The following is a 16883-nucleotide window of genomic DNA, read 5'->3' as shown; positions in this document are numbered from 1 at the left end:
GCTCAGACAAAGGAAAAGCCAATGCCTGCTCCCGGATACCAATGAGCAGCCGGGACCTCCTGGTAAAAGAGAAACCTACGCCCTTTCTCTACTGAAAAGCTGGCCAGTTTGCTGGTTATGTGGGCATTGTCGCCGAGTAGAACGGCTTTAGAACTTAACTTAGGATAGATGGTGTCGTATTCTCGGTATTCATAATCGGCAGAGTGATCGCTGTCATTAATGAATAAATCAATCTGGGCATCCAGCGCCCGCAGACTTTCTATAGAATCGCCGTACAGTATTTTGCCTACCTCCTGGTAAGGACCATCTAACAGATAACCGGCTCTGGGGTTGATATCCGTTCCGTAGTATTGTCCCGGATGTCCTTCCTGACCATTCCGCAGGAGGGCCGAACATAATAAAACAGACCCCATACCCTTGTCGACTCCGGTTTCAATTATAACACCCGGCTTCAGAATACGAACCAATGCATACCATCCCAAACGACGACCGAACTCTACCCGTTCATCCGCTACGAGTTTGTAGGGAGATTGCTTGATTTTATTAATAATGTGCTCTTTTAGGGTATCGTCGGTTTGAGCTTCCCGAATATAGGCTACTACCTGGTCGACCGGCGTATTGGTAACCACATTAATGGTGCAGGCCAGATACAAAATATTATCCTCGGGAAGTGGGTAAGTGAAGTTTGTGTCTTCGCGGGATTGCAGCGCCCACTGGAGAATCTGACCGTACCGGTAATTGTAGGAGCGGCTGGCGTGCCAGATACGGGGAAGCAAGTTAACCGCGTACGATTTTCGTACCTTATACAGACGCTCTTTGCCAAAAATACGGATTAGTAATGCTTTCATATAATTTATGGCCGCCAGGCAAAGAGGTTTAACTGCAGATCCATTACCGTATTGTTTTTATACTGGTGATTGATAAACGGCTTGTTGCGATCCTGGTAGGTGTTGACGTAGTACCGGAAGCCGTTTTCTTCCAGAATCTGCACTACCCTGGCCAGTGACTGGGGTTGCCCGATGTACGAATGAAACTCGACAAAGAGGTTCTGCACATGGCCTAACACATGGCGGCAGTCGTCCAGCACGTCGGTTTCGGCACCTTCAATGTCAATCTTCAGCATATCTACGCGGGGCTCCTGGACCAGATAATCATGCAAGCGAACCGACGGAACAACGTTTTTCGGACTTTGCGAATAGATGGACGACGAGTCGGCGGCTTCACTACCGAACAGAATACCGTCGTTGTTAACCCAGACGGCTTTATTCACGACCTCAACATTGGCTATGTGGTTCTGGCTGATATTCTGCTGGAGAATGGCCCCAATGGCCGGATCCGCTTCGAAGGCAACAATGCGGGCAGTGGGGTAGTGCTTCCGGAAATAAGCCACGCTCATGCCGATATTAGCCCCGCAATCCAGAATAACGGGATTGGTTTGCTGAGTGCCAAACCGGTAAAATTCATCGACGAAGATCTCCTTATACTGCCAGACGAACGAAAAGGCATCGGGAACCGTGAACTGATAGTCGTCAAAAGAAACCAGCGTAGGCATGTACCGTTTCCGGTCGGCGTACCGCAGCAGCAGCCTTAGGAATTCGCGGCCGCTTGGATTGGTAACCGACCGATACGCATCTTTAAACAAAAACCGGGCTAAAAACATGGGGCAAAAGTAGTGAGTTTACCGCGATTCCTGCTGCTTATTATCAGCCGGTGCAATGGCAGTCCGGTTCCTGAACCGGTTCAGCGTATTCAGGATCAGGTGGTTCAGGTCGGGTACGATCCGAGAGACATACAGCGTGCCCAGAAAAAGCAGCGTTATGCATAATGAGCGCACCAATACGTCGACCCCGATCGAAAGCCAGGTGTCTGAGGTATTCGGCACGGCCGCTGCCAGCGCCCAGATACCAGCCGCAATGACCAGGACAATACCGTTGCGCCACGAGAACGGTTGCAGACCAAACTTGTACCAGACAAACCACGTGCGCATACTGTTGAACAGGGCGGTGGCAAAAGCGGCTGCAATGGCGGCTCCTTCCTGCCCATAGCGGGGCAGCATGTATTGGGTTGTCAGAAAGGTAATAACGACCAGAAGAATAAAAAACGCCGAATCGTAGGCGTAGTACCGGGAGGTGGCCAGAATCATGCCATTGACGCCCGTAGCCATATCAAACAGCTTACCCAGCCCGATCCACAGAATTACATAGTAGCCTGCTTCGTAGCCGGCCGGCAAAATCCTGAAAATACTGGGCAGATTAGCGGCTACACCCACAAAAACCAGGCAGCCGGCTACGAGTTGAATCAGGCAGCTTTTGCGGTATATGTTCTGAATATTGGCCAGGTCATTGGTTTTCCAGGAGTCGGCAATAATCACCCCCGACACCTTGTACAGCGCCATGGCCGGCATTTGAATTACGGTGCCGAAATACGAACAAATGGTATAGATGCCAGCCGCCGTCAGGCCCAGGTAGTGGCTGACCATGTATTTATCGATATGCAGAATAACCTGCGACGACAGGCCGGTCAGCAACGTCAGCGAGGCATAGCGGCCCAGTTGCCGGCGCATGGTCTCGTCAACGCGGATGTACTGCCGGTTTAGCGCGAGCGCTTTGTTGCGGGCTATTTTGCCGATAAGCATGAGCAGGGGTAGCGCCAGCGACAGCAACCATAAACCCAGAAACGCCGGAAACGATACCTGCCCCAGCCCATACACCACCACCGCCCCCATAATCAGCAGCCGCTGCACAAACTGCTGGAGGAACGTACCCGTTACCGAATCGTAAAGCAGCTTGGCGTAGTTATCGAACAGGCCGAAAAAGAGGGTAAAAAACGTAACCGGTATCAGCAGGTAATAGTAGTAAACAAACAACTGTGAGTTTTTACCGTACCACTCGACAATCAGCGGACGGAGCGCCAGTAAGACTCCGGTACTCAGTAGAAAACCAATGAGCGAAGCGATAATGGTAATCAGCAAAAAGCCGTTGTGCTGGCGCTCGTAATCCCGAAAGTAGGTAAAATACCGGACCCCGGCATTGCTGACGCCCAGGCCGGCAAACTGAGCCAGCATAATGGCCCCGGAGACATGCAGCCCCAGCAGACCCACCTGGTCTTTGCTGAGCATATGGGGCATCAGAATACCCGTAGTAATAAACCCCAGCACCACACCGGCATAGGAGAAGATAGTCCCCTGAATAGCCTGTTTCTTGATAATACCCATTTTATGCTCCTGTCCGGGAACGCTTGCCGGCCAGAAACTCGGCAATTTCCCAATCGAGCGGAGTATCCAGGTCGACGGAATCCTCGGCGCTCATGACGTATTTTCTTATTCTGGTAAACTGGCTGAGCGGCATTTGCGCCAGCGATGCCGTATTGATTACATACACGGCTCCGTTGTATTCATACACCGGCGGGCAGTCCTGCCGCCGGGCAAAATGGCCTTTTTTCGACCGCTCCAGATAGCCTTCCGGATTTTCTTCAAACAGGTTGTAGTAGGGGTTACTCGCCGACTCGGTCACCGATACTACCATGTCGAGTTCGTCGGAATACAGCGCCAGGGCTTCCCGCACATGCTGGTCGGTCCGAAAGGGTGATGTGGGCTGAAGCAGCACGACAGCCTCCGGGCGTTTCCCCTGTTGTTTATAGAAATCTACCGCATGGAGAATTACCTCATAGCTCCCGCTCCGGTCGGTAGCCAGAGCGGCCGGCCGCTTAAATGGTACCCGCAGCCCATAGAGTTCGGCCGCTTTGATAATGGCGTCGTCATCGGTCGACAAGCATATATCCTTATCGGAGGCCAGTTTCCGGGCGGTATCGATGGCGTAATACAGCAAGGGTTTACCCACAAAAGGCTTAATGTTTTTGCCGGGAATACCTTTGGAGCCACCTCTCGCCGTGATCAGAAACAGGCACCTCATAAGGTAATGTGGTTTATATCCACACACGCTTTCTGGTAATCCTCGGGCCGGCCGATGTCGAGCCAGTAGCCCAGCAGCGGAAAGTAGGTTACTTTATACTGCCCGTCGATGAGCCGGTCGAGCAGATCGGTTGCATTATACTGGCCCGCTGGTATCAGGTCTATCACGGCCCGCTTCATCAGGTAAATGCCGGCATTGATATAATAGGTGTACGTGGGCTTTTCTTTCAGCGACAGAATATCCCCATCCTGCGTCTCCAGCACGGCGTAGGGAATACTGACCGGATAAGGTACCGTAGCGACCGACATATCGGCGTTGTGCCGCCGGAACTCTTCGTAAAAGTCTTCGAAATCAATATTGGTGAGCAGATCGGAATTCATCAGCAGCACGGCATCGGAATGGTAGTTGTTCGTCAGCCGCAGTGATCCGATGGTGCCCAGGGGTTCGTCTTCCCGGGTGTAATCAATATGTACTCCCCTGGATGAACCGTCGCCAAAGTAATCTTCCAGTTGCTCACCAAGGTACCGGGTAGTGATATGGATGTGGTTGATACCAAAGCGGATAAGTCGGTCTACATTATGCTCAATAATAGGCTTGTCTCCTACTTTCAGCAGGGGTTTTGGTGTATTACGGGTAAGGGGCAGCAGCCGTTCGCCCCGGCCGCCGGCCATAATAACGGCATCGACCGGCAACAGCGCTTTTGTCTTTGCCAGGTTAATGATGCGTATGATCCGGTTGTGTTCGTCAAGCTCCGGAATAAGCTGCAGCAGTTGCCCGCGAAACCGCCGGATGGTCTCTGTATCGTACTCGTTCTGGCGGAGAAACCGGTAGTGGGTATTCATGAACCGGCTTACCGGGTCGGTGAGGGGCTTACCGCTCAGGAGCCCCCGGCGGATATCCCCATCGGTCAGCGTGCCCAGCAGTTTCCCGGCCTTATCGGTCACAAACAGGGTGAGGTACTGGCCAAGACTGCTAATTTGCCCCAGCGCGGTGGTAATGGGCGCATCCTGCGGGATAATATGTTTACTGTAATCTTCCACTAAGCTGTTTTAAAATAGAAACAATGTGTTGGGCTGCGGTTCCACGGCCGTAAACGGCTATCGGCGCCGGTACGGGAGCATTTTCAAGGGTACGCACGGCATCAACAATGCGGGCGGCTTTCAGGTCGCAGCTAAGGATATTGGGTGTTACAAGCCGTCCGTCCTGCCGATTTCCCAGGTTGATCACGTACTTCGGGAAAAAGCTGGCTTCGACAAAGCCGCTGGAGGTGTTTCCCAACATAAAGCGGCAGTATTTCATGCACGAAAGATAACCGATCGTGCCGAATGACTCGATACCAATAGCGTTATCGTGCCGGTCTATAAACCGAACGAGTTGCTCGCGTACATAATTGCCCATAGTATCGGCATTGGGCATGGTAATGACCAGCTGATAATCCGTTAATTGCGTCAGGGCCTCAATGAGTTCCGCTACATGTTCTTTATTCTTCTCAAACGATACCGTTTCCGGATGAAACGTAATCAGAATGGTCGGTATATCGAGGTCGATACCGTACTTCTCCCTGAATTCGCTTTTGGTCAGCAGCGTCAGGTGGCTAAGGTTGTCGATACTCAGTGCACCTACGTTGAACACATTCTCTGCCGACCCGGTCAGCGTGATAACCCGTTCTTTGTAAACGTCGGTGGTGGTAAAATGATACGCCGACATGACCGATATGGCGTGCCGGAAGGCATTATCAATGGCCCCCAGTGTAGTTTCGCCCCCGTGTATATGGGCTACCGGCAGGTTGAACGGCAGCGTACTGGCCACAGCCGCAAACATTTCGTAGCGATCGCCGAGGCAGAAAACCAGGTCGTAGGTTTCCTGCGGCCATAGCGCTGAAAACGCCTGTAGGGTAGCACCCATAGCCCAGCTGATGTCGGCCGGCGCATCGCCCGGCGGCATGGTCCCGATCCGGTGCGTTACCGCAAAGCCGTCGGCAATGATCTGGTCGACGGTATGGCCGTGATGCCGGGACAGGTGTGTGCCGAAGGCAATGATACCAAGGTCAAAAGAAGGATCGCGTGCCAGCTCTACCAGCAGGGGGTAATAAATGCTGTAATCGGCCCGGGAACTGGTCAGAACGCCAATTTTCATTGCAGGTCTTCCCATGTTAAAAGGTGATCGGAGGCTGCATCAACGGCCAGGGTACGGCCAATTACCCTATCCATCTGCATGGGCGAGATCCCGCTGCCGGGGCGTTTCATAACCAGGTCGGCCTCGGTCAGCACATGGCCGGCCGGCAGCGCCTGCCCCAGGTGAATACTTTTGCGGGCCACTGCCATGTTTTTTTGTTCGGAGGGCGTCGGCTTCTTCACGCCGTCGCCTAAGGCTACCTCAATATGCCGGATGGCCCGGACCATGTGCCGGAGTTCCTCGGGTTCCAGCGAAGCGAGGTGATCGGGGCCTTCCAGCGAGCGGTCGAGGGTAATGTGTTTTTCAATGACGGTGGCCCCAAGCGCCACGGCCGCAACAGGAACTTCAATGCCGGGGGTATGGTCGGAGTACCCGACCGCAACCCCAAACGTATCCCTGATGGTTTGCATGGCCCGCAGGTTCACGTCCTGAAAAGGTGACGGATAATCGGTATTGCAGTGCAGCACCGTAATGTTTTCTTTTGGCGTGCCGGCGGAGGTCAGCACCGCCAGCATAGCCTCAATATCGTCCATTGTGGCCATACCGGTCGAGGCAATCACCTGCTTGCCAAAACGGCCGATTTGTCGCAGGTAAGGCAGGTTAGTGATTTCGCCGGACGGAATCTTAAAGACCTCCAGGCCCAGCCCGGCCAGAAAAGCAAGGCTCTCCAGGTCAAAGGCGGTAGACAGAAACCGGATGTTCCGCGTCCGGCAGTGGGCCATCAGCTCCCGGTGCTGCTCCGGCGAGAGTTCCAGCTTTTTCAGCATACCGAACTGGGAGGTATCGGCCTCGCCGGGCATATTGGTCACCTGGTAGTCGGCTTTCCGGGCCGAGGAGCTGACCAGCTTTTCGGCCTTAAACGTCTGAAACTTGACAATATCGGCTCCGGCATCGGCGGCTATATCAATCAATTGTCTGGCGAGGTCGGTGCTGCCATTGTGGTTAACACCGGCTTCGGCAATAATTAATGTTCTGCTCATTGTATTTTCTTTTTGAAAACCGCCGGATTGCCCGCGTACAGGGTATTGGCTTCCGTATGGGTTAAGACAACGGCTCCTGCGCCAATCAGGCAGCTGGAGGCTACCGTAATACCGTGCGCCACTACGGCATGGCTACCCACAAAACAATGATCGGCCACGGAACAATCGCCGTTAATAACGGCTGCCGTTGCTATATGGCAGTGGTCGCCGATACGGGCATCGTGCTCAACCAGCGCGGAGGTGTTGATGATGCAGTTTACCCCGATCTGCGCGCCGGCATTGACAAAGGCATGGTGGTGAACCACCGACCCTTCGCCGAGTGTTGCCCGGCCGGAAACGTAGGCAGTGGGCGCTATCAGGGTGGGCAGTATACCGCCCCGGCTTTTTATCAGGTGAAAAAGACGGCTGCGGACGGCACCGGACCGGACCTGCCCAACCGTTACCAGAAAATAACGGTAAGAGCCCACCAGCAAGTCCAGATCCGCATCGCCGGCAATTACTTTATACCCACTGACCTCGGTGCCTATTTTTTCGCTGACGTCGACAATCCCCGCAATACTGAACTGACCGGAGGCTTCTACCACCTCGATCACCGATTTGCAGTGACCGCCACCGCCTACCAGAATCAACGGTTCCCGGCTCATGTCGTTCGTACGCTGCTGGGGATGTTAACCAGCCGGTCTTCTATGTATTCGGCAACAGACATATCGTCCCGCAGACAGTGGCTGAACATAGGAAGTTTGGTCAGCAGCGTCCAGGCCGGTCGGGTCATTATACCCCGGCTGTTGGTATATTCCAGAAACTCGTCCCGCTCCCGGCGGTCATGCAGTAAGATGGCGTTCAGCCAGTAATTTGACTGACTCCGGGCCGGCTCCCGGATAAACGGGTACGAAGTGGTGGCAAAGAACGCTTCATACAGGCGGGCCAGCTCCCGCTTATTGGCAATAAACCCATCCAGTTGCTCCAGCTGGGCGCAGGCCATGGCCGCGTTCAGATTAGGTAAACGGTAGTTATAACCGATATAATCGTGGTCAAACGCCCATTTATGCGGCACCTTAGCCTGGGTGGTCAGGTGTTTGGCCAGTTTGCCGAGCGTTTCATCGTTGGTAACTACCATGCCTCCGCCCCCGCAGGTAATGGTTTTGTTCCCGTTGAAGCTGTAGGTGCCTACCAACCCGAACGTACCCGTTTGCCGGCCCTGGTAGGTGCTGCCCAGCGATTCGGCCGCATCTTCGATTACGGGGATATGATAGGTGTTGCAGAGTTGGACAATAGCGTCAATTTCCGCCGGGTGCCCGAACGTGTGCATTGGTACACAGGCGGCAATGCGCTTCCCACTGGCTGTATGGTAACAGTTTCCTTCGCTGACGGTTGTCTGCTCGCTCAGAAATACGGCCAGTTTTTCGGGACTAAGGCTGAGCGTCGCCGGGTCGATGTCGACAAAGCAAGGCTCAGCCCCGGTATAGGAAATGGCGTTGCTGGTGGCGATAAACGACAGCGGTTGAGTGATGACCAGTTCATCGCGTTTAACACCTGCCAGGATCAGGGCAATGTGCAGAGCCGCCGTACCGTTTACTGTGGCAATGGCGTAGGAGGCCCCGGTATACGCCCGGATCATGTTTTCAAAACGGTCGACGTACTTGCCAACCGACGAGACAAACGTCGAATCAATAGCATCATTGACGTATTTTTTCTCGTTGCCCGTAAAGCGGGGTTCGTGCAACGGAATAAAGCGCTCCTGTTCGCCAAACTGATCGCGTACAAACTGAACAAACTGGTCAAACATTATAGATATGCGCCTTATACTGGTTAAGATTATCGGGATTGCTGAACCACTCAATGGTTTCCCGGAGTCCCTGGTCGAGCGTATAGCGGGGCCGCCACGGTGTAGCCGACGTAATCTTATGATTAGACCCCATTAACCGCTCTACCTCGCTTTTTTCCGGTCGCAACCGGAGGTCATCTGAAACAAGTTCGGCCTGCACCCCCATCAGGTCGATGATTTTATGCGCCAGGTCACCTATACTGATTTCGGCGTTGGTAGCAATATTTACCTCCTGCCCGATCAGCGCATCCTGTTTCGCTATTTCGGCAAAGCCACTGACCGTGTCTTTGACAAACACCAGATCGCGGGTGGGGTGGAGGGCTCCCAGCTTGATCTGGCGGTATCCGTTGAGCAACTGCGTTATGATAGTTGGAATAACGGCCCTGGCCGATTGTCGCGGACCATAGGTGTTAAACGGACGAACCGTTACCACTGGCAGGTTGAAACTACGGTAAAAGGATTCGGCCATAAAGTCGGCCCCGATTTTGGTAGCCGAGTAGGGCGATTGCCCCTGTCGCGGGTGCGTTTCGTCGATGGGTACGGTCAGGGCGGTGCCGTATACCTCCGATGTAGAGGTCACCAGCACTTTTTCGACGCCTATATCGCGGGCTGCCTGCAAAATATTGAGCGTACCCTTGATGTTGGTATCGACGTAGCTGTCCGGCGAATGATAGCTGTACGGGATGGCAATAAGTGCGGCCAGGTGAAAAACGATATCAACGCCTTTCAGGGCTGTCCGTACGCCGTTTGGGTCGCGCACATCACCGGCAAAGATTTCTACCGACTGTAGTTTTTCGGCCGGAAGGGTGTCCAGCCAGCCCCAGCTATTAAAGGAATTGTAATACGTAAAGGCTTTTACGGCATACCCGTCTTCCAGGAGTTTCTCTACCAAATGGCTGCCGATAAAACCGTCGGCACCGGTAACTAGTACGTTTTTCATCCACAGGAGGTGTTCGCAACCAGACAAAATTAAGAAATAAATATGGGGTGGCAACGCAGCGTCTCTCCGCTACGCAGTCTGGGGTATTCGTAGTAGCTTTGCATCCTGTTTTTGTGGCCATTGATGAAGTACCTCGATCTGAATATACCGCGCATTCTTCTGTTCTGGCTGGATACCGTAGCCCGTAACTGGTATTACCGGTTTAAGGTGGTTATCCGGAATTATGGCTATCTGCAGCAAACCCGGCGGCTGAAAGGCAGTAAGCGAGCGAAACAGGCCATAGTGCTGGCTAACGGACCTTCTGTTGCCAAACTCGACCCGCAGAAGATTGCCCGCCTGCAGCAGGAAAGCGGGTTTGAGGTCTTTGCGGTTAATTCGTACATCAGCTCGCCCCTGGCGGAGGTGGTAGTTCCCGATTATTACCTGCTGAGTGATCCGGCGTTTTTTTATCCGGAGCGGTACCCGCATCTGACCGAGCGGCTGCAGCGGGATATGGCGCTCCTGAGTCAGACAGACATTACCTGTTTTGTGCCGCTTGAGCATTATCGTAAGGCACCGTTCCGCAAAAAGTTTGGCTACTACGACCGGGGTAATCTGTTTCTCAGCCGGATTACCATTACCGGGCCGCGCAGTTATATCTCCATGACCTCCTACAAAGCCCTGGCGGCTGCGTGTTATATGGGCTACAGTCAGATCTATATCTGCGGCTTCGATAATGATTACTTCCTGAACCTGATGGTCGATGAGCATAACGATATGTACTATATCGACAAACATTTCTACGACAGGCCGGGGGCTGCTCCTTCCAGAGTGCGGGATACCCATGCCAACAGTGTAGGTGAGTTGCTGTATTTTCATCATTACCTGTTCAAACACCTCGAAAAGTTTAAGAACTACCCGATTGTGAACCTGAACCGGCAGGGCCTGGTAGACAGTTTTCCTAAACAACACACCCTGGACATTTACAAAACAACAGAAGTAGCTGAGGCCTGACACTACAGTGTCTTCCCGAATACCAGGTTGGGAGAGGTTCGGGTACCGGGATCCGCGTTCAGAAAAGCAGGTTTCCAGGAAGGAAGACCGCCCAGCCGTTCTTTGAAGGTAAATAACCCACTATAGTCTTCTTCGCGCTCCTGTACGGGTGCCGACACGCCCAGGTCCAGCATAGAAATATGCCGGCTCTGACAATAGGTATACAAGCCGGCATTCAGCAGCACTGAGGGGCTATACGTATTAAAGCGTTTGGGGCTGGCGGGGTACAGATGATTCAGAATACCCTGTGTAACCAATACCGCCACGCCCACCGCAGCCAGTTCGCCCTCCGTTCGCACCGTAAAGAGAAAGTAACGATCCGGAAACAGATCGAAATAGCGGCTCAACTGGTCGAGCGATAACGAAAGTGGCTTCTGTTTCTCGTCCCGACAGCGTTTTATAAACGCATAGGCTTCGGGCAGCGTGACTGCGGCTTCCTGTTGAAACAGGAAGCCGGCCTTCCGGCACTTTCTGAGTCGTCTGCGGAGGGAATCATGCAGGTTAGCGGTAAACGGCGATTCTGTAACCGGAATATGGTGGTTCAGTTGGTTATATTGCAACGTGTAGCCATAACCGGGCAACACAGCTCGTAGCCATTTATTGGTTTCGGGGGCATAGGCATCCGGACACTGCAGCCACTGCACCTGACGGATGCCCTGCTGCCAAAGATGAAGCTGGAGATGATGCAAAAAAGCCGTTGCCGTGATTTCGGGCAGACCCTGGCGCAGTTGAACCCCGCCAAAGGGTGCCCGCCAGGGAGAGCGTGCCAGCGCATTCTCCCGAAAGAAATGCGCCAGCCCATCTATCTGTGCGGTTTGTTTATTGAGCAGCACATACATCTGCCAATCAGGGCCTGCCTGTAAGGCTACGTGTTCGGGCTGTAGGTACAGAAAGACATCAAAAGAGAAGGGCGGTAGGGGTACAGTCTCCGCAGCCGTGGTCAGGCATCTGACTTCATACTCATCTCCCAGGTTTTCGGCCATCCTGATCAACTCCGTTTTTTGAAATCCGTATAGCTTCTGCCCCTATTTGCCGGAAAAGGTAAAACGAAACGACGTTTTGCTAATGCGGTTACTTCCGCTTTTTTCGTTTGCTAAGCTGCTCGAAAACAAGTTGGATAATGCCGTCTTTCAGACCCAGATCAGGAACCACAATCGTTTGGGCACCGGCCCATTCCATCGCGCAGATATAGATCTCGGCGGCCGGTACAATCACGTCGGCCCGGTCGGCGTTGAGCCGGAGCTTATTAATTCGGTCATCCAGGCTAAAGTGGGCAATGTAGTTCTTCATCCGTTTTATTTCGGCCAGCGTAGTGGTCGTTTCCGATAGCTTGGACACCATATTGAACAGCTTGCTGATGTTGCCGCCCGTGCCTACCGCAATGATTTCGCGGGACGAGTCAACGTTCTCCTCAATCCAGTGCTCCATTTTTGTCCAGGCTCCTTTGGTTTCTTTGCCCTCCAGCAGCCGGACCGATCCGATTTTAAACGATTTGGAATTGATCTTCTGCCGGTTGAGATACAGATTAAGCTCTGTGCTACCACCCCCCACATCGATGTGCAGATACTGCCGGTCGTCGAGAGCCTGAACTACTACATTATTAATGAGCTGGGCTTCTTTCTGGCCGTCGATGATGTGAATGGGAATACCCGTTTCGGATTTAATGTAGCTGGCAACGGCGTGGCCGTTTTCCGATTCGCGCATGGCAGAGGTGGCGCAGGCCATGTAGCCTTCCACCTCGTGCAGTTCCATCAGCAGTTTGTAGACCTGCATGAGTTTGGTGGTACGCTCAATACTTTCGGGCGTGAGAGAGCCAAAGGAAAAAACATCGTGGCCGAGCCGGAGGGGAAAGCGAACATATTCTACGCGCTTGAAACTAACCGCGTCAGCGTTGTGAAGAACCGTTGAAATCTGTAACCGGGCTGCGTTAGAGCCGATATCAATAGCCGCAATTTTCAACTTACAGTCTGTTACGTGTGCTGAAATAAACGGCCAAAGATAGCAATTTTATAACGCTGCTATTGGGCACCCGTTGAATTCCGGTTACTCAGAAATTGGCAGAAAGGCTTAACATGAATTTTTGTTTATTAGAATTCCCCTTAATTTTGACCTGTTTGATTATCCCAATCTTTCATGACAATTTTAGGTATTTCAGCCTTTTACCATGACTCTGCCGCAGCGTTGATCGAGGATGGGCGTATTGTTGCTGCTGCTCAGGAGGAACGGTTCACCCGAAAGAAACACGATCCGAACTTTCCGGCGAATGCAATACAACATTGTCTTCAGTACGGCGGAACCACGCTCAACCAGCTCGATGCCATTGTCTTTTACGACAAACCCCTGCTGAAGTTCGAGCGGCTGCTGGAGACGTATTATACGTTTGCTCCCAAAGGTATTTCGTCGTTCCTGATGGCAATACCTGTCTGGCTAAAGGAGAAGCTTTTTCTCAAGCGCCTGATTCGCGAAGAGCTGGAAAAGCTGGGCTACGACCCGAAGAAAAAGGTTAAACTTTTGTTTCCGGAGCATCACCTCTCGCATGCCGCCAGTGCGTTTTACCCCTCTGCCTTTGAGCGGGCTGCCATCATGACCGTTGATGGCGTAGGCGAATGGGCAACAGCCTCCATCTGCCTCGGAGAAGGCAAGAATATTTCGATCCTGAAAGAGCTACGATTTCCACATTCCCTCGGGCTGCTTTACTCCGCTTTCACGTATTTCCTGGGTTTTAAGGTAAACTCCGGTGAGTATAAGCTAATGGGTCTGGCTCCCTACGGTAACCCGCTTTCGCCAGACATCGACCGCTATGTGAAGACCATTAAAGAGAAGTTAGTCGATATCAAAGAAGATGGCTCTATCTGGCTGAATCAGGCATATTTTGATTATGCTACCGGCCTGCGGATGGTTCACGAGCAGAAATGGGCCGATCTGTTCGGCTTTCCAAAACGCAACCCGGAGGATGAACTTCAGGCGCACCATTGTAACCTCGGCCTGGCCATTCAGCAGGTGACGGAGGATATTGTGATCCAGATGGCCAAAGAAGCCCGGCGACTGACCAATGCCAATAACCTGGTGCTGGCCGGCGGGGTAGCGCTGAACTGCGTCGCCAATGGCAAATTGCAGAAGTCCGGCGTTTTTGACGAGATCTTTATTCAGCCCGCTGCCGGCGACGCGGGTGGCGCGTTAGGGGCCGCGTTGGCAGCTTATTATATTTATTTTGGCAACGAGCGCGTTATTGATTACGAACGTGATGCCATGCGGGGCTCTTACCTGGGCCCTACCTTCTCGGATCTGGATGTGGAGCTGATGGCCCGCAAATACAAGGCCGTATATACCCACTTCGATGACTTTGGCGTATTAAGTAACGATGTTGCCCGTATTCTGGCCGACGGAAACGTGGTGGGCTGGGTGCAGGGCCGTATGGAGTTCGGACCGCGGGCGTTGGGTGGGCGTAGTATCCTGGGCGATCCGCGCAATGCCGAGATGCAAAAGAAACTGAACCTGAAGATCAAGTATCGGGAGTCGTTCCGTCCATTTGCGCCTTCGGTACTGGCCGAAGATTGTGCCGATTATTTTGACTATAACGGCCCGTCGCCCTATATGCTGCTGGTACATCCGGTTGTAGATAAACGGCGGACGGCCCTGCCCGCCAATTATGATTCGTTTCCGTTGCGGGAGAAGTTGTATTACCAGCGCTCCGATCTGCCGTCGATTACGCATATCGACTTTTCGGCCCGTATTCAAACCGTACACAAAGACACCAACCCGCGGTATTATCAACTGATCGACGCGTTTAAGCAACTGACTGGCTACGGGGTGATTGTCAACACAAGCTTTAACGTACGGGGTGAGCCGATTGTCTGTACGCCCGACGATGCGTATCGCTGTTTTATGCGTACTGAAATGGACTATCTGGTAGTGGGCAATTACGTATTCGACAAAAAGAAGCAGCCGGAGTGGCAGGAGAAAGACAACTGGAAAGAAGAGTTTGTGCTGGATTAACCACCGTTGACCTAACGTTTTAGATTTTCACTACATGGGTTCAAAGCTTATTAGCAGCCTGTTTCGTCTGATATTGCTGGGTTTTCTGACTTTCTTTGTCTTTTTCAGTGACTGGATGAAAGTCAAGTTTAACTACCCTTACAATGAAGTATTCGACAATGTATATATACGCATTGCCAGAGGCTGTTTACTCATCCTGGTGGTTGTTGAACTAGTCCGGATGTATTATTACGGCATTGTCAAGAACAAGAAAGCACCCAGGCTGCTGAGTAATCTGGTTACACTGGCCTTACCGGTGGTGCTGCTGCTGGTTTTTCTGGAGATTGCCTTTATGTTTGTGGCCCAGAGTCACGAAGGTGGCCTGACGCTGGCATCGCATATCTGGTTTGAGCGTTACTGGCCGCCCATGACGCCGGAAGGCTACCGGGATTCTGAAAAAATCGATACGGCGGGCAAGCAGAAAGTGCTCGTGGTAGGAGATTCCTTCACCGCCGGGCATGGTATAAAATCAGCCGAAGATCGCTACGGCAACGTCCTCGCCGATAAGCTCGGCAAAGACAAATATGTGGTTTATAACCTGGGTTTGTCCGGCCTGGATACAAAAGAAGAATACAAGCGGCTGGAAACATTTCCGGTCAAACCCGATATTCTGATTTTGCAGTATTTTCCGAATGATATTGAGAAAGCGGCCAGAGATAACGGGCTTACTCTGGAGGGGTTTGAACCCTACACAGATTTGCCAAAGCCTGTTCAAACGCTTTTTGTGCGGTCATACCTGCTGAACTTTATCTACTGGCAACTGCCGCATGGTAAGGCCTCCTCGTATCTTTCGTATGTGAGAACCGCATACACAAAGCCGGAGATTATCAATGCACACCTGAATGACCTGAATCAGATTATGGCGTATGCCCGGCTGCATAACGCGAAAATGTATCTGGTGCTGTTTCCGTTCTCGCATAACCTGGAAAAGACAACAGAGTATACGCAGCCAGTAGTCGACTTTTTTCAGAAAAACAATGTACCGGTACTCAAAGTAGCCGATCTGGTACGTAATATTGATCCCGATGACCGCATTGTCGGGCGGAACGACGCCCACGCCAGTGCGCTGGTAAACAGGCGGGTGGGCGAGGCTCTGTTTCAATTGGTAGCATCGGGCGGCAAGACCAAAGGGGCCGGAGCCGCACCGCTGGCAAGTTCTAAATAAGTTACACTTAATACTTTAAGTTATGGATTTCTTTCAAGACATATTTCAGTTTCTCAAAGAGCGTAAAAAGTGGTGGCTGGCACCGATGATTATCCTGCTGCTGCTGATTGGCGTCCTGATTGTAATTGGCGGTGGCTCGGCCGTTGCTCCGTTTATTTACACCCTGTTTTAATCCATGAATGCTATCGGAAAGCTTGCTATGAATACCACCGAGAAGGTAAAGGCTCAGTTAGTCATTGTTACCGGATTGCTGGTATTGTATTTTGTCTTTAAATCGGTTTGGTTGCTGTACGCTGCGGTTGCTGTAGGGGTGGTCAGTCTGGCTATACCCGTCATTGGTGACTTTCTGGTCAGAATGTGGTTTAAACTGGCCGAAGTGCTGGGTGCCGTAAACGGCAAAATTATCCTGTCACTGCTTTTCTACGTTTTTCTGTTTCCCATTGCGGTACTGTACCGGCTGTCGACCAAAAATCCGCTGGCCGTGAAACGGAGCGCGGAAAAATCTATGTACGCCGAGCGAAATCATACGTACACGAAAGACGATCTGGAACATACCTGGTAAAAAAGACCGTTCAGGAGGTTCTGTAGGCGCACCGTTTGGCGGTGCGCCTATTTTTTGTATATATTTGTGTTACTTATCGAGAAAGACAGAGGGATTGGACCCGACGAAGTCTTGGCAACCGGCTGCTCCCCACAGAAACGGTGCCACATTCCACCCCAGCCGGGGGAAGATAAGTGTGACAGTCAACACCTGCCCTTTCTTCGATAATTTACCTGATTGACGTAGACTTTTCGGACTAACGAACCGATGTTTAATCGA

The 16883-nt window shown here is 52.2% G+C and carries 17 protein-coding genes and 1 riboswitch; of the genes, 5 read left to right on the top strand and 12 right to left on the bottom strand.

The window, feature by feature from the left end; genetic code table 11:
* Positions 1-2: 2 nt before the first annotated feature.
* From ABD931_RS15710 to ABD931_RS15665, 10 genes are read right to left on the bottom strand one after another with little or no spacing between them, the layout of a single operon-like run.
* A complete protein-coding gene (locus ABD931_RS15710; RefSeq protein ID WP_345268719.1) occupies positions 3-848 on the bottom strand; it encodes a class I SAM-dependent methyltransferase in 846 nt (281 codons plus the stop codon).
* A gap of 5 nt (positions 849-853) precedes the next feature.
* The gene (locus ABD931_RS15705) at positions 854-1660 is read right to left on the bottom strand and encodes an FkbM family methyltransferase (RefSeq protein ID WP_345268718.1); all 807 of its coding nucleotides are present in this window, start codon (positions 1658-1660) and stop codon (positions 854-856) included.
* 18 nt (positions 1661-1678) lie between these two features.
* Entirely contained in the window at positions 1679-3214 is a 1536-nt protein-coding gene (locus ABD931_RS15700; RefSeq protein WP_345268716.1) for a lipopolysaccharide biosynthesis protein, read from the bottom strand.
* Position 3215: 1 nt separating this feature from the next.
* Positions 3216-3911, bottom strand: a complete 696-nt coding sequence (locus ABD931_RS15695) for an acylneuraminate cytidylyltransferase family protein (RefSeq protein ID WP_345268715.1) — start codon at positions 3909-3911, stop codon at positions 3216-3218.
* A complete protein-coding gene (locus ABD931_RS15690) occupies positions 3908-4951 on the bottom strand; it encodes a nucleotidyltransferase family protein (protein ID WP_345268714.1) in 1044 nt (347 codons plus the stop codon). Before ABD931_RS15690 ends, ABD931_RS15695 begins: the two co-directional genes overlap by 4 nt.
* Positions 4935-6047 (bottom strand): UDP-N-acetylglucosamine 2-epimerase, encoded by a 1113-nt coding sequence (gene neuC / locus ABD931_RS15685; protein ID WP_345268713.1) that lies wholly within the window; start codon positions 6045-6047, stop codon positions 4935-4937. The genes ABD931_RS15690 and neuC overlap by 17 nt, the downstream gene beginning before the upstream one ends.
* On the bottom strand, positions 6044-7066 hold the full coding sequence (gene neuB / locus ABD931_RS15680) for an N-acetylneuraminate synthase (protein ID WP_345268711.1): 1023 nt from the start codon (positions 7064-7066) through the stop codon (positions 6044-6046). Before neuB ends, neuC begins: the two co-directional genes overlap by 4 nt.
* On the bottom strand, positions 7063-7710 hold the full coding sequence (locus ABD931_RS15675) for an acetyltransferase (protein ID WP_345268710.1): 648 nt from the start codon (positions 7708-7710) through the stop codon (positions 7063-7065). Before ABD931_RS15675 ends, neuB begins: the two co-directional genes overlap by 4 nt.
* A complete protein-coding gene (locus ABD931_RS15670) occupies positions 7707-8852 on the bottom strand; it encodes a LegC family aminotransferase (RefSeq protein WP_345268709.1) in 1146 nt (381 codons plus the stop codon). The genes ABD931_RS15675 and ABD931_RS15670 overlap by 4 nt, the downstream gene beginning before the upstream one ends.
* The gene (locus ABD931_RS15665; RefSeq protein WP_345268708.1) at positions 8845-9831 is read right to left on the bottom strand and encodes an NAD-dependent 4,6-dehydratase LegB; all 987 of its coding nucleotides are present in this window, start codon (positions 9829-9831) and stop codon (positions 8845-8847) included. The genes ABD931_RS15670 and ABD931_RS15665 overlap by 8 nt, the downstream gene beginning before the upstream one ends.
* A 123-nt stretch (positions 9832-9954) precedes the next feature.
* Between ABD931_RS15665 and ABD931_RS15660 the strand changes: the two genes are divergently transcribed.
* Positions 9955-10824 (top strand): hypothetical protein, encoded by an 870-nt coding sequence (locus tag ABD931_RS15660; protein ID WP_345268706.1) that lies wholly within the window; start codon positions 9955-9957, stop codon positions 10822-10824.
* Between the two features lie 2 nt (positions 10825-10826).
* Here the strand turns inward: ABD931_RS15660 and ABD931_RS15655 are convergent, their stop codons facing one another.
* A complete protein-coding gene (locus ABD931_RS15655) occupies positions 10827-11846 on the bottom strand; it encodes a GNAT family N-acetyltransferase (protein ID WP_345268705.1) in 1020 nt (339 codons plus the stop codon).
* A gap of 88 nt (positions 11847-11934) precedes the next feature.
* Positions 11935-12822 (bottom strand): Ppx/GppA phosphatase family protein, encoded by an 888-nt coding sequence (locus ABD931_RS15650; RefSeq protein WP_345268703.1) that lies wholly within the window; start codon positions 12820-12822, stop codon positions 11935-11937.
* Positions 12823-12996: 174 nt separating this feature from the next.
* On the opposite strand from ABD931_RS15650, the gene ABD931_RS15645 reads away from it, so the two are divergent.
* Genes ABD931_RS15645 through ABD931_RS15630 form a run of 4 tightly spaced genes read left to right on the top strand, consistent with a single transcriptional unit; the run spans position 12997 to position 16625 of the window.
* On the top strand, positions 12997-14859 hold the full coding sequence (locus tag ABD931_RS15645) for a carbamoyltransferase family protein (RefSeq protein WP_345268702.1): 1863 nt from the start codon (positions 12997-12999) through the stop codon (positions 14857-14859).
* A 34-nt stretch (positions 14860-14893) separates the two neighbouring features.
* Positions 14894-16063 (top strand): SGNH/GDSL hydrolase family protein, encoded by a 1170-nt coding sequence (locus ABD931_RS15640; protein ID WP_345268701.1) that lies wholly within the window; start codon positions 14894-14896, stop codon positions 16061-16063.
* Positions 16064-16085: 22 nt separating this feature from the next.
* Positions 16086-16235 carry a DUF5989 family protein gene (locus tag ABD931_RS15635; RefSeq protein WP_345268699.1) on the top strand — a complete coding sequence of 50 codons (150 nt, stop codon included), beginning with the start codon at positions 16086-16088 and terminating at the stop codon, positions 16233-16235.
* 3 nt (positions 16236-16238) lie between these two features.
* Positions 16239-16625, top strand: coding sequence for an SxtJ family membrane protein (locus ABD931_RS15630; RefSeq protein ID WP_345268698.1), 387 nt, complete (start codon positions 16239-16241; stop codon positions 16623-16625).
* 70 nt (positions 16626-16695) lie between these two features.
* Positions 16696-16801, top strand: a riboswitch (SAM riboswitch).
* Positions 16802-16883 lie beyond the last annotated feature (82 nt).

It is taken from the genome of Nibrella viscosa (assembly GCF_039541875.1).
Classification (GTDB): domain Bacteria; phylum Bacteroidota; class Bacteroidia; order Cytophagales; family Spirosomataceae; genus Nibrella; species Nibrella viscosa.
Note: the sequence above shows the minus strand (reverse complement) of the source record. Positions and strands in the feature narration are given on the sequence as shown.